The sequence below is a fragment of the Nitrosomonas halophila genome (assembly GCF_900107165.1).
GTDB lineage: Bacteria > Pseudomonadota > Gammaproteobacteria > Burkholderiales > Nitrosomonadaceae > Nitrosomonas > Nitrosomonas halophila.
The window spans coordinates 1-13104 of sequence record NZ_FNOY01000024.1 but is presented as its reverse complement, the minus strand read 5'-3'; the positions used below and the strand labels follow the sequence as shown (position 1 = coordinate 13104).

The window sequence follows — 13104 nt, the reverse complement described above, 5'->3', positions numbered from 1 at the left end:
ATTACTTAATCAGTTATGTATCTTTCCTATTACGGCTTTGCCGAGAAACCTTTTCAACTAAAACCTGACCCGAATTTCTTTTTTGGCAGCAAAGGGCACAAGCGTGCCGCGGCCTATCTTGAATATGGCCTGTCCCAAGAAGACGGCTTCATCATCATTACCGGCGAAGTAGGGGCCGGCAAGACGACGCTGATGCGTTATCTTTTTCAGAAGCTCGAGCGGGAGCGGATCGCTGCCGCGCAACTCGTGAGCACCCGGCTGGATCCGGATGATGTTTTACGGATGGTGACGGCCGCTTTTGGATTGCCGTATGAGAATCTGTCGAAAGCAGCTTTGCTGCTTGAACTCGAACAGTTCATGCGTCAACTCGACCGGGCGGGTAAGCGGGCGCTGCTGGTGGTGGACGAAGCGCAGAATCTTTCCCAGCAGACACTTGAAGAACTGCGCATGCTATCCAATTTTCAAACCGATGACCGGCCGCTGCTGCAGACCTTCCTGCTGGGCCAGCCTGAATTCAGGCGAACATTGCTGGGCAGTCAGATGCAGCAGCTCAGACAAAGAGTCATCGCCACTTATCATCTGGGTCCACTGGATCTGGACGAAACCAGAGCCTATATCGAGCACCGTTTGCAAAAAGCGGGCTGGGCGGGTAATCCTGCTTTTCAGGATGAAATTTTCGAAATCATTCACACTTATTCCGGGGGCATTCCACGCAAGATCAATTTGTTCTGTGATCGTTTGCTGATCATGGGGTGCCTGGAGGAATTGCAGTCGCTGGGCAGAGCAGAAGCAAATGAAGTGTTGCTGGATATACGACAAGAATTCGATCCTGTGGATGCTTTCGTAAACGATGACTAAACTGGCCTGATCAATATGATGCGTAACGCACTGACTATCGATGTGGAGGATTATTTCCAGGTATCGGCTTTCTCGCCCTATATCCCGAGATCGGAATGGGAGACGCTGCCTTGCCGGGTGGAACGTAACGTCGACCGGATTCTCGACCTGTTGGATGAAAACGATATCAAGGCAACTTTCTTCACCCTGGGTTGGATAGCGGAACGTTACCCGGCCATGGTGCAGCAGATCGTCGCCAACGGTCACGAGCTGGCGAGCCATGGGTATGCCCATCATCGTGTGACCGAAATGAATCCGGCACAATTTCGTGACGATATTATTCGCAGCAAGCAGCTGCTGGAAGATATCGGTGGCCTGCCGATAGCAGGTTATCGTGCACCCAGCTTTTCGATTGACGGCCATAATCTCTGGGCGCTGGATTGCCTCGAAGAGGCAGGCTATCGATACAGTTCAAGCATTTATCCGGTACGGCATGATCACTATGGCATGCCCGAAGCGCCACGCTTTGCTTTCCACCCCAACCCTTCAGGGAAATTGCTGGAACTGCCGGTTACCACGGTACGCATGTTTGGCCGTAATTTGCCCAGTGGAGGAGGCGGTTATTTCCGGCTTTGGCCCTATGCCGTTTCCCGCTGGTGCCTGCAGCGGGTCAATACGGTAGATCGCCAGCCAGTCATTTTTTATTTTCACCCCTGGGAAATTGATCCGGATCAGCCGCGTCAGCAGGCGATCAATTTCAAAACCCGTTTCCGCCACTATCTCAATCTGGGCCGCATGGAGAATCGGCTCGCCGCCTTGACCCGGCATTTTCACTGGGGGCGGATGGACCAGGTTTTCCTGAAGCAACTGACATGAGCATGGCCAATTCTGCTGTGCATGACCTAGTCAATCTATTGCCGGGTGGAATTTCAGATGTTTCCATTTTGCAAGCGGATAACCATGATGCCTGGGATGCATTTGTCGAGACCTGCCCGGAGGCCACCTTTTTTCACCGCGCGGGTTGGCAGCATGTGATCGAACGGGCATTCGGCCATAAAACCTGGTTTCTTTACGTTGAGAACGATGGCCAGATCCAGGGCATACTGCCACTGGCGGAAATCGACAGCCGGCTATTTGGCCATAGCCTGAGCGCTCTGCCATTCTGTGTCTATGGGGGTATCGCTGCGATCTCCTCGGGCGCGCGCAGCCGTCTCGATCAGGCCGCGCAGGCCTTGGCGAAACATCTCAAGGTGGATTACCTGGAATATCGGCACCTTCATCCCGTTCATCCGGATTGGCCAACCAAGGATTTATACGTCACTTTCCGCAAATCGATCGATCCCGATCCGGAACAAAACATGCTCGCCATTCCCCGCAAGCAGCGGGCGATGGTGCGCAAGGGCATCAAACATGGACTGCAAAGCCAGCTGGATGAAGGCGTTGAGCGCTTCTTTCAGGCGTATTCAATCAGTGTGCTGCGGCTGGGCACACCCGTTTTTTCGAAACGATACTTTCAACTGCTCAAGGAAACCTTTGGCAAGGATTGTGAATTACTGGTGGTGACCAAAGAGGATCAACTCATCAGTGCTGTCCTGAGCTTTTATTTTCGGGATGAAGTGTTGCCCTATTACGGTGGAGGAACCGATGCCGCGCGTGATCTGGCAGGCAATGACTTCATGTACTGGGAGTTGATGCGCCGTGCCTGTGAACGCGGCTATCGGGTGTTCGATTTCGGCCGCAGCAAACGTGATACAGGCTCCTACAGTTTCAAAAGAAACTGGGGATTCGAGCCGCAACCACTCTTTTACGAATACCAGCTTCATCGCCTCCAGTCCATTCCCGAGCACAATCCGCTCAACCCCAAATATCAATTGTTCATCAAAGCCTGGAGAAAACTGCCGTTGCCTCTCGCAAACCGGATTGGCCCCTATATTGTGAAAAATCTGGGCTAGCCAAGCATGCAGGGACTGCTCTATCTGACGCACAGGATTCCTTTCCCGCCCAACAAGGGTGACAAAATCCGTTCGTTTCACTTGTTGCAACATCTGAGCAAGCGCTACCGTATATATCTGGGTACCTTCGTCGATGACGAAAAGGATTGGCGATACGCGCAGGAAGTGAAAAGTTACTGCCAGGCAAGCTGCCTGGTGCCGCTCAATCCAGTGGCAGCTCGTCTCCGCAGCCTGCCCGCACTATTAGGCAACCAACCGTTGACGCTGGCTTACTATCGCAACCGCCAGCTTCAGCGGTGGGTAGAAGAGACGCTGCAGAAAGAAGCAGTGCAGGATGCGGTGGTATTTTCTGCAGCCATGGCGCAATTTCTCAGCCGTGCGGCACATATCCGGCGCATCATCGATTTTGTCGATGTGGATTCCGATAAATGGCAGCAGTACGCACTGTCCAAGGCCTGGCCTTTCAACTGGCTGTACCGCCGCGAATCCGCATGCCTGCTCGATTATGAACGAAAAGTGGCCAGTGAATTCGATAGCGCAACGTTCGTCTCGGAAAAGGAGGCCGGCTTATTCAAGCAGCTTGCGCCGGAAGCAGCGCATAAAACGACCTTCTTCAATAACGGTGTCGACACCGATTTCTTTTCACCAGCGGAGAATTATGCCAATCCCTATCCAGTGGGTGCGAGGCCGCTGGTTTTCACCGGTGCCATGGATTACTGGGCCAATATCGATGCGGTCAACTGGTTTGCACATGCGATTTTTCCCAAAATCCGCACGCGCATGCCGCAAGCGGTTTTTTATATCGTTGGCGCCAGGCCCGCCAAGTCGGTGCAGGCCCTGGCTGATCTGCCAGGTGTCACGGTGACTGGCGGCGTCAAGGATATTCGCCTCTATCTGCAGCATGCCTGGATTGCTGTTGCGCCCCTGCGCATCGCACGGGGCATACAGAACAAGGTATTGGAAGCCATGGCCATGCAGAAACCGGTAGTGGCTTCCCTGCAAGCGATGGAAGGCATCAACGCTGTACCGGATGAGGAGCTGTGTGTCGCAGAAAATGCAGAACAGTTCGTTGAGCAAGTACATGCCTTACTCGAAGCGCACGCGCGGCGGACCACCATAGGGCTGGCAGCCAGAAACCGGGTGCTGCAGGCTTATAACTGGTCGCACAGCCTGGCCCGGATCGATGCGTTGCTTGAGGATGGCCACAGCTCCAAGACACGGAATGAATAACCTGTCGATTTCTGCCAGAATATTTGGACACCGCAGCCATGAATATACAGATTAGCTCGCAGCCTGCTACACCTAACCATACTGCCATGCGGCGCGGCGCGGCAGTATGGATCACAGTACTTACAATCATACTGGTGCTGTGGATTTATCGGGAAGTCGCCGGGTCGATCGTGGCCACCTGGCTGAGCTCCGATACCTACGCACATGGTTTCCTGATCGTGCCTTTCAGTCTTTATATGATTTGGCAACGTCGCCACCAGCTGGCGGCAGTCGATTTCCGTCAGGATTACTGGCCTGTGCTGCTGCTGGCAGGGCTTGGGTTTGGCTGGGTCTTGGCCTCGATTGCCAGCGTGCTGGTCGTTCAGCAATATGCCCTGGTCGCGATGATAGCGTTAATTGTCTGGGCCATGCTTGGCAGGCAGCTGTTTACTGCACTGATATTTCCGCTGGCCTATCTTTTGTTTGCCGTACCGTTTGGCGAGGCACTGATCCCCCCGTTGATCGACTTCACTGCCGACTTTACCGTCGGTGCGCTCCAGTTGACTGGCATTCCGGTCTATCGCGAAGGGAATTTTTTCAGCATTCCGAGTGGCAACTGGTCTGTGGTCGAGGCCTGCAGCGGCGTGCGCTATCTGATTGCATCGGTCACACTGGGAACACTTTATGCCTATTTGACTTACCACAGCCTCACCAGGCGGCTGGTTTTCATTGGGCTCTCGATTATCGTGCCGATCATCGCCAACGGCCTGCGCGCTTACATGATCGTCATGATCGGCCACTTGAGCGATATGCAGCTCGCAGTCGGCGTGGACCACCTGATTTACGGCTGGATATTTTTTGGTCTGGTCATGTTGCTGTTGTTCTGGATTGGTGCATTCTGGCGGGAAGACCATCTCGATACAGGGCCCACACAAAATCCTGCTCCCGCTGCCCGGCAGGCAGCGGCTGTCTCGAGGCAGGGAACATTCGGCATGGCTGTCTTGGTGGTGACGGTGGCGGCCATCTGGCCAGGTTATGTGATCTACCTGGATACACAGCAGAGCCGGCATCCTGTGCCGGCAATTCACATCACGGACGCTAGCGGACAATGGGTGCAGGATGTCTCGCCACTTTCAGACTGGATGCCAAGTTATGTCGGTACGCCGGCCCACTATGTCAGCCATTTCCGTAACGATCAGCAACGCGTGAGCTTGTATATCACTTATTATCGCAATCAACAGCAGGGAAATGAGTTGATCAACTCCGGTCACATGCTGGTTGCTGATAAACTCACCGGTTGGCGTCGTCTGGACGACGGCAGCAAGGCCATCCCAATGCCGGCCAACAATTTTTCAGTTAACCAGAGTCAACTGCATGGGCCGTCTGGCCGCCTGCTGGTTTGGAGATGGTACTGGCTAATCGATCGCGAAACGACCAGCCCCTACCTGGCAAAACTATGGCTTGCAATCAACCAGATTCTGGGCAAGGGTGATGACGGCGCGGAAATTATCGTTGTGACCGACTACGATAGTGATTCCGAAGAAGCCGCCCCAGTGTTGCATCAATTCCTGTCGGACATGATGCCTGCCATTTCCGCAGGCCTGCATGCAGCCAGACAGGCGGACAATTGAACAGGACATGATCAAAAACGGTGAACCCCCACTGATTGCACATATCATCTACCATCTGGGTGTAGGGGGACTCGAGAACGGCCTGGTCAACCTGATCAATCACATGCCCGAGGCACGTTACCGGCATGTCATCATCTGTCTCAAAGGCTATTCGGAATTCCACAAACGCCTGCATCGGAAGGATATCGAGATCATCGCACTGAACAAACGCGAAGGAAACGATCTCCGTTACTATGGCAGGCTGTTCAAGCTGCTCAGGCAGCTCAAACCCGCGATCGTGCACACTCGCAACCTGGCCACCCTCGAGACACAGCTGGTGGCGGTTGCGGCAGGTGTCAAAGCCAGAGTGCATGGCGAACATGGCAGGGATGTATTCGACCTGGAAGGAAAAAACAGGAAATACAATCTGCTGCGCAAACTGATCCGTCCATTTGTGCACCGCTATATCGCAGTCAGCAAGGATCTAGCCAGCTGGCTGGTCGAGACGATCCAGGTGCCTGCGGCACGGGTACATCAGATTTATAATGGGGTGGAGCAATCACGTTTTCACCCGGATAATATCGCCCCGGTTGAAGCCTTCCCGGCAGGTTTTTTTCAGGACCAGCCATTCGTGATCGGCAGCGTGGGCAGAATGGCGGCCGTCAAGGATTATCCCTCCCTGGTGCAGGCATTCCTGCTGTTGCGCGAGCGCGTGCCGGACAACGGCAGGCGGTTACGGCTAGTCATCATCGGGGAGGGTGTCGCGAAAGCGCAGTGCATAGACATGCTGCATGCAGCCGGCGCCGAGCATCTTGCCTGGTTGCCCGGTGAGCGTGACGACATTGCGCAGCTGATGCGGGCCATGCACTTATTCGCATTGCCTTCACTGGGTGAGGGTATTTCCAATACCATTCTTGAAGCGATGGCCAGCGGTCTGCCGGTTGTGGCGACGCGGGTGGGGGGCAATGCCGAGCTGGTTCGGGAAGGCGAGACCGGATGGCTGGTGCCCCCAGGCAACCCGGCGACGCTGGCCGATGCGCTGTACAGGTACTATCAGGATGAAGCGCTGACAACCCGGCATGGTCAGCGGGCGCGCGAAGTGGTCGAACGGCAGTTCAGCATGCGTGCCATGACCAATGGTTACCTAGCGGTTTACGATCGCCTGCTGGGTCACGAGACTTCCGCAATTTCCAATGAATTCACCAACTGAAAGGGTAGGGATATGTGTGGCATCGTAGGCATTTTCGACATGCGCGCCGGCAGCGAGATCGACCGTAAATTACTGGACAGCATGAATCAGACCCAGACCCATCGCGGACCCGACGAAGGCCAGCTGCATACAGAGCCTGGTTTGGGCTTGGGTCATCGCCGATTGTCCATCATGGATATATCCAGCGGCCAGCAGCCATTATTCAACGAGGATGGCAGTGTTGTCGTGGTATTCAATGGCGAAATCTACAATTACCGCAAATTGGCCGAAGAATTGACTGCACTTGGTCATCAATTCCGCACCCACTGTGACACCGAAGTGATCGTGCATGCCTGGGAGGAATGGGGAGAGCGTTGTGTACAACGGTTCAGTGGCATGTTTGCATTTGCAGTCTGGGACCGCAATCAGCAGATTCTTTTCATGGCGCGCGACCGGCTCGGCATCAAGCCGTTCTACTACAGCCTGCTCGATAACGGCTTGTTTCTGTTTTCATCCGAGCTCAAGGCGCTGCTGGCCCATCCACAATTTGACAGAAGTCTGGATCCCCTCGCGATAGAGGAATATTTTGCCTATGGCTACATTCCCGAGCCGAGAACCATTTTCAGCCAGGCACGCAAGCTCGAACCCGGCTATTCACTGCTTTTGCAGCGTGGGCAAATGGCCATACAATCGCATATTTACTGGGATGTGCCATTCTCAGCTTCCACGCCGCCCATGAGCGAACAGGAGGCCGAGGAGGAACTGGTGCTGCGTTTGCGCGGCGCGGTGGACAGCCACTTGATGAGCGAAGTGCCGCTGGGCGCATTTCTCTCCGGTGGCGTCGACTCCAGTGCCGTGGTCGCCATGATGGCCGGTCTCGTGAAAGAGCCGGTCAACACCTGCTCCATTGCCTTTGCCGATTCGGCCTTTGACGAATCACGTTACGCTCAGCAAGTGGCCAATCGTTACCAGACGCGCCATTTTGTCGAACAAGTCGAACAGGATGATTTTGATCTCATCGACCGCTTGGCCGCGCTGTATGATGAACCCTTTGCTGACAGCTCCGCCATTCCCACCTACCGGGTCTGCGAACTGGCCAGAAAGCATGTGACCGTGGTGCTATCGGGAGATGGCGGCGACGAGAATTTTGCGGGCTATCGCCGCTATCGTTGGCATATGATGGAAGAGCAGTTGCGATCCAGGCTGCCCATAGGCGTACGCAAGCCGTTATTCGGCTTGCTTGGTGCGGTGTATCCCAAAGCGGACTGGGCGCCGAGATTTTTACGTGCCAAATCTACTTTTGAAGCACTGGCACGCGATTCTGTGGAAGGCTATTTCCACAGTGTTTCCATTCTCGGCGACAAGCTGCGCGCGCAATTGTTCGCACCAGGCTTTCGCCGCAACCTGCAGGGATACCGGGCAGTTGAAGTATTGCGTAACCATGCGGTCAGAAGCCCAACTCGGGAACCATTATCGCTGGTGCAATACCTGGATATCAAAACCTACCTGGTCGGCGACATCCTGACCAAAGTGGACCGTGCCAGCATGGCCCACTCACTCGAGGTGCGTGTGCCGCTGCTGGATCATGAGCTGGTTGAATGGGTGTCCGGGTTGCCAGCTTCCCTGAAATTGCGCCACCAGGAAGGAAAGTACATTCTCAAGAAATCACTGGAGCCGTATTTGCCGCACGAAGTGCTGTACCGAAACAAAATGGGTTTCGCGGTTCCACTTGCCAGCTGGTTCCGGGGCCCCCTGCGCGAGCGCGTGCACAAGGCGCTGCTCGGCAAGACATTGGCCGATACGGGTATCTTCAACATGGCGTTCATCCAGACCATGCTCGATCAGCACCAATCCGGGCGGCGGGACTATAGCGCGCCTATCTGGACCTTGCTGATGTTCGAATCTTTCCTGCGCAACATTTTCAGTCAGGCAAGCCCGGCTTCTACCGCGCGGGAGCGGAAGGTCGCCTAAGGGCGCGCTTGCACACCCCCAAGCCTGAAAAAATGTATGGGACATACAAAAACGGCCCGTTTGTAATAAAAACTGAGAACACTGACCGCAAACCCGGAAGAAGTTATGCTGAATGTTTTTCTGACTGTCGATACCGAGATATGGCCCTATGCGGAAGGGTGGCCGGTGCACGCCTTGTCGCCGGACAAAACCACATTCGATGCAGAAATCGCCGCCTGCCTGTATGGCCGGACTCTGGATGGCGACTTCGGCTTGCCATACCAGATCGAGCAGCTTAACCAGCATGGATTGAAAGCGACTTATTTTCTGGAACCCCTGTTTGCCGATCGTGCCGGCAGCCACCACCTTGCCGCGCTAGTGCAGCTGATCCAGGAAAACGGCCAGGAGGTCCAGCTGCATCTGCATACCGAATGGCTCAGCGAAATACAGGATCCCAGCATTCCTGCCCACTTCAGGCAATATATGCATCAATTCACGCTGGATGAGCAGACTGCATTGATTGCAAAAGGCGTGCGCAGCCTGCAGACAGCCGGCGTGGCCGCCGTGCATGCTTTCCGTGCCGGCAGCTATGGCGCCAACCAGGCCACCCTGCGCGCGGCTGCACGGAACGGGCTGTTGTTCGATACCAGTTGCAATCCCTGTTATCTGGGCAGGGATTGTCAGATCGATCCGGGCCGGCCTATGCTGCAGCCATTCAAGATGGAAGATGTCTGGGAATTTCCGGTTTCCTTTTTCCAGGACTATCCCGGTCACCGGCGCCATGCGCAATTGGCTGCCTGCTCTTTCGACGAGATGAAAACCGCCTTGCTGGATGCCTGGAAAGCGGGCTGGCATGCGTTTGTAATCGTCCTGCACAGCTTCGAGTTGGTCAAGAACAGAACGCCAGCTGCACTTTGCCAGCCGGATAAGCGGAATATCGATCGTTTCCATAAGCTATGCCAATTCCTGGCCGGGCATCCGGACAAATTCCGGACAGCACAATTTTCCGAAATGGATCCAGCGGCCATACCCGGGGTCGAACCGGCCCAAGCGCTCCGTTCCCGCCCGCACCACACGGCCTGGCGCTATGCCGAGCAGGCGCTATCGAGGTTCGTCTAATGGAAAAGTGGATCAAGCAACCGATCGACTTCATCAGCCGCCTCGGCGAAATCAAACTGTTCAGCCGGCGATTGAATGCCTGTGTGCTGAGAACGCACTTTACCGAATTGCCCGCGCAGGCCGAAATCCCGCCGGAATTGCCTGCTTGGTTTGCTCAAGCTATCGATGTTGCCATCATGCGCTCCCATCCGCTGGCGGCGCCACTGTCGGTTCTGGGCATCCTGCCGCAAGCGATCCGTTATGTGCCGGCCAGTTATCAGCGCTACTGGGTCGCACTCGATGGCGGGTTCGAAAGCTACCTGAAAAAGTTCTCCGCCAAATCCCGCAATACGCTCATGCGCAAAATCAGAAAATTTGCCGAATTTTCCGGTGGCGAGATCGACTGGCGGGAATACCGCCAACCGGCACAAATGCAGGTATTTCATCAACTGGCAATGGAGGTTTCCCGCAAAACCTATCAGGAGCGCCTGCTCGATTGTGGCCTGCCATCCGACCAGCCATTCCAAGCCCATATGCTGGCGCTGGCTGCAGAGGATCGGGTGCGTGGCTACATTCTGTTCTATCAGCAAAAACCGATCGCCTATATCTATTGCCCGATTCACGCCGGAGTCGTGCTCTATGAATACGTTGGCCATGATCCGGAATATCAGCGCTGGTCACCTGGCACCCTGTTGCAATACTTCGCACTGCAATGCCTGTTTGCGACAGACAACGTCAAAATCTTTGACTTCACCGAAGGGGAGGGCGCACACAAGGCATTCTTTGCGACCCATGCGCAATATTGTGCGGATATCTATTATTTCCGGCGCAACCTGCGCAATCTGGCCAGCGTACTGTTGCATGCAGGCATCGGGGCCACATCGAGTGGAATTGTCCGGTTGCTGGATAAGCTGCGATTAAAGGCGTATATCAAAAAAATGCTGCGTTCTACTGCATAGCCGTACTACTTATTCCCCCGAAGACGCCTTTATGTCTCTGCAAAGAAGTAAACGTCCTGATGCAGCGTCTCATCCGCCGCCAACTGGAGAAGATTGGGCATGGCAGGACCTGGATTTTTTCGATTCCACCGCGCGTAGCGAGGCTTTGCTCGTTCTCAAGGATTTTCTCCGGGATCATCCCGAAGCAACCATGGATCATGATCCCGATTGGCTCCATAGCAAATGCGGCCAAGACAAATCGGTCAAAATTTTTGTCTGCCATGCGCCAGATGGCCGGTTGTCTGGCTATGCACCGTTTTTTGTGCATCCCTCCAGCTTGAGCTTTGAATTGTTCGGGATTGCGCTTTGGGAATTCCCGATTCGCCGTTACAGCATGACAGCAGGCCCTTTGTTGTCACCCGGCGTCAGTGCCGGGAAAGTGCTGCCCAGTCTATTCGATCACTTATGGCAGACACTTGGGCGCCGTGAAACCCTGTTCGGGCTGGGTGTCGAGCTGGATTCCGCTTTTGGCCGATTCATTCAGCAGCACCCCGGTCTACGGGAAAAATACCAGTTGCTTCCTTCGGGAAAAGCCTATCGAAGACGATTGATCGCATTGCCTGCCAGCTTCGATCAGTACATACAGGGCCTCAGCGCCAATACCCGCAAGGATATCCGGCGCACACTGCGTCAATTTGAACAGGATTCCGCCATCACTGTTTCCTATCGGGTATATACCGCCCCTGAAGAGGTATTGGAATTTCTGCCACTGGCGCAAGCGGTATCGGATAAAACCTATCAGCGGAATTTGCTTGGTCTCGGTATCTGCGACAATCCGGAAACACGCCGCAATCTGACGATCGCTGCAGAAAATGGCTGGATGCGCAGCTATCTTCTGATCTGCAACCAGCAACCGGTGGCCTTCCAGCATGGCTACCTGCATGGCAATACCTACTATGCGGAACAAACCGGCTATGATCCGGCCTGGGCGAGGAAATCTGTCGGCACCATCATGCAAATTTACCGGATCCGTGACCTGATCGACAAAGGAGTTGCCCGGCTCGATTTTCTGTACGGCGATAACGAGAAAAAGAGAAGTCTGTCCAACACCTATCGTGAAGAACGGAACTTTCATCTGATACCCCGTAAATTTCCGCTCGGATTACTCGCTTATGGCCTGCACGGATTCAATACAGTTAGCGAGCTGATGGGGGACTTTATCGAGCGATGGGGGCTGAAATCGAAAATCCGCCGTATTCTCCGCCAACGATCAACCAACCAGGATTGATCTGAAATTCAACCCGTTGGGTGTGTTTCATACACCATTACATCTGTCTGGTGGCCATGATCGAGATGCCGGTCCTGCGTGGACAATGCGTCAGCAATAGCCGCCCGGACGTGCTGGTCGCGATCCAGCCCGTCCGGGACCAGCCACATTTTCTGAAAGTATTCAGCGAGGCGGCATTGGTCGAGCGGATATGGGTCACGATTCTCGAATACCCACGCTTGTGGATGTCTTTGCACACCTTCTCTATCAGGCATGCCGCCGTTCCCATGCCACGATATTGTGGATAGGTAAACAGATAGCCCAGAAAGACATCCCCCGGTGCCAGGCAAATATCCAGATTCGTCGGCGAATCGACATGCACCACAGCGCTGCGGTTGATGTTCACCTGTGAAACGACGCCTGTACCGTCAATCAACGCATAGACCCCCGTATCGCTATGGATGAGTTTGGCGACACCTTGGCCGCATTGCGAATCGAGTTGTTCGATCAGCGCATGCGGATACAGGGCAAGATCCCGGCTAGTTTTCAGGGAAATGAAATGGAAGGCGTGCTGCGCACAAATGTCCTGGATCGGTTTGGGCTGCAGCATGTGCTGTTGAGCCAGATCCATTGAGTAGAGAAAATGCACCTCCACCCGGAACAGCTTCTTGACAGCCCAGAATGCCGCTGCCTTGAACCCTCCCTTGGATTTCAGCCGCGCCAGTTTTTCTTGCCAGCCATTCATGCTTTCGAGTTTGTCAGCCATGCAATTACCATTGGTGTGCACCGGAGATTATTGACACCGGTCTCTGCTTCAGGAACCGGATGTAAAAATAATATACCTTTCAATCATTCTCAGTTTCATTGTGCCCCCGCATCCATTCCGTTACTACCGATTGAACGGTGCATGCGATGCACCCTTGTATATTAATAGTGAGCAGCAAACTTGCTCAACACTGTAAAGTAACAGCGTTTTCTGGGGAAGCCGTTGCACCCTGAGGTCTCGAACCTGTACGTAGATAGGCTCCCCACCCTCGTCATCCATATCGTGGAG

Annotated in this window: 11 protein-coding genes; 10 read left to right on the top strand and 1 reads right to left on the bottom strand. The window is 54.4% G+C overall.

Features of this window, described 5'->3' with window-relative positions; translation table 11 throughout:
• The first annotated feature begins 15 nt into the window (after positions 1 to 15).
• The 10 genes from BLV85_RS07320 (at position 16) to BLV85_RS07275 (ending at position 12071) form a co-directional block, all read left to right on the top strand.
• Positions 16 to 858 (top strand): XrtA/PEP-CTERM system-associated ATPase, encoded by an 843-nt coding sequence (locus tag BLV85_RS07320; protein ID WP_090413797.1) that lies wholly within the window; start codon positions 16 to 18, stop codon positions 856 to 858.
• A 15-nt stretch (positions 859 to 873) separates the two neighbouring features.
• A complete protein-coding gene (locus BLV85_RS07315) occupies positions 874 to 1713 on the top strand; it encodes an XrtA system polysaccharide deacetylase (RefSeq protein ID WP_090413794.1) in 840 nt (279 codons plus the stop codon).
• Between the two features lie 2 nt (positions 1714 to 1715).
• Positions 1716 to 2789: a FemAB family XrtA/PEP-CTERM system-associated protein gene (locus BLV85_RS07310; protein ID WP_425433793.1), complete on the top strand. Its 1074-nt coding sequence runs from the start codon at positions 1716 to 1718 to the stop codon at positions 2787 to 2789.
• 6 nt (positions 2790 to 2795) lie between these two features.
• Positions 2796 to 4019 (top strand): TIGR03087 family PEP-CTERM/XrtA system glycosyltransferase, encoded by a 1224-nt coding sequence (locus BLV85_RS07305; RefSeq protein WP_090413788.1) that lies wholly within the window; start codon positions 2796 to 2798, stop codon positions 4017 to 4019.
• A gap of 38 nt (positions 4020 to 4057) precedes the next feature.
• Positions 4058 to 5629 (top strand): exosortase A, encoded by a 1572-nt coding sequence (gene xrtA / locus BLV85_RS07300; protein ID WP_090413832.1) that lies wholly within the window; start codon positions 4058 to 4060, stop codon positions 5627 to 5629.
• Complete coding sequence (locus BLV85_RS07295) at positions 5604 to 6818, top strand: TIGR03088 family PEP-CTERM/XrtA system glycosyltransferase (RefSeq protein WP_245725123.1); 1215 nt, start codon at positions 5604 to 5606, stop codon at positions 6816 to 6818. Before xrtA ends, BLV85_RS07295 begins: the two co-directional genes overlap by 26 nt.
• Before the next feature lie 12 nt (positions 6819 to 6830).
• Positions 6831 to 8768, top strand: coding sequence for an XrtA/PEP-CTERM system amidotransferase (locus BLV85_RS07290; protein ID WP_090413784.1), 1938 nt, complete (start codon positions 6831 to 6833; stop codon positions 8766 to 8768).
• 105 nt (positions 8769 to 8873) lie between these two features.
• Positions 8874 to 9866 carry a polysaccharide deacetylase family protein gene (locus tag BLV85_RS07285; protein WP_090413780.1) on the top strand — a complete coding sequence of 331 codons (993 nt, stop codon included), beginning with the start codon at positions 8874 to 8876 and terminating at the stop codon, positions 9864 to 9866.
• Positions 9866 to 10804 carry a GNAT family N-acetyltransferase gene (locus BLV85_RS07280; protein WP_090413778.1) on the top strand — a complete coding sequence of 313 codons (939 nt, stop codon included), beginning with the start codon at positions 9866 to 9868 and terminating at the stop codon, positions 10802 to 10804. Before BLV85_RS07285 ends, BLV85_RS07280 begins: the two co-directional genes overlap by 1 nt.
• Before the next feature lie 31 nt (positions 10805 to 10835).
• Positions 10836 to 12071 (top strand): GNAT family N-acetyltransferase, encoded by a 1236-nt coding sequence (locus BLV85_RS07275; protein WP_090413776.1) that lies wholly within the window; start codon positions 10836 to 10838, stop codon positions 12069 to 12071.
• A 37-nt stretch (positions 12072 to 12108) separates the two neighbouring features.
• Here the strand turns inward: BLV85_RS07275 and BLV85_RS07270 are convergent, their stop codons facing one another.
• Complete coding sequence (locus tag BLV85_RS07270; RefSeq protein ID WP_090413774.1) at positions 12109 to 12816, bottom strand: GNAT family N-acetyltransferase; 708 nt, start codon at positions 12814 to 12816, stop codon at positions 12109 to 12111.
• Positions 12817 to 13104: the final 288 nt, after the last annotated feature.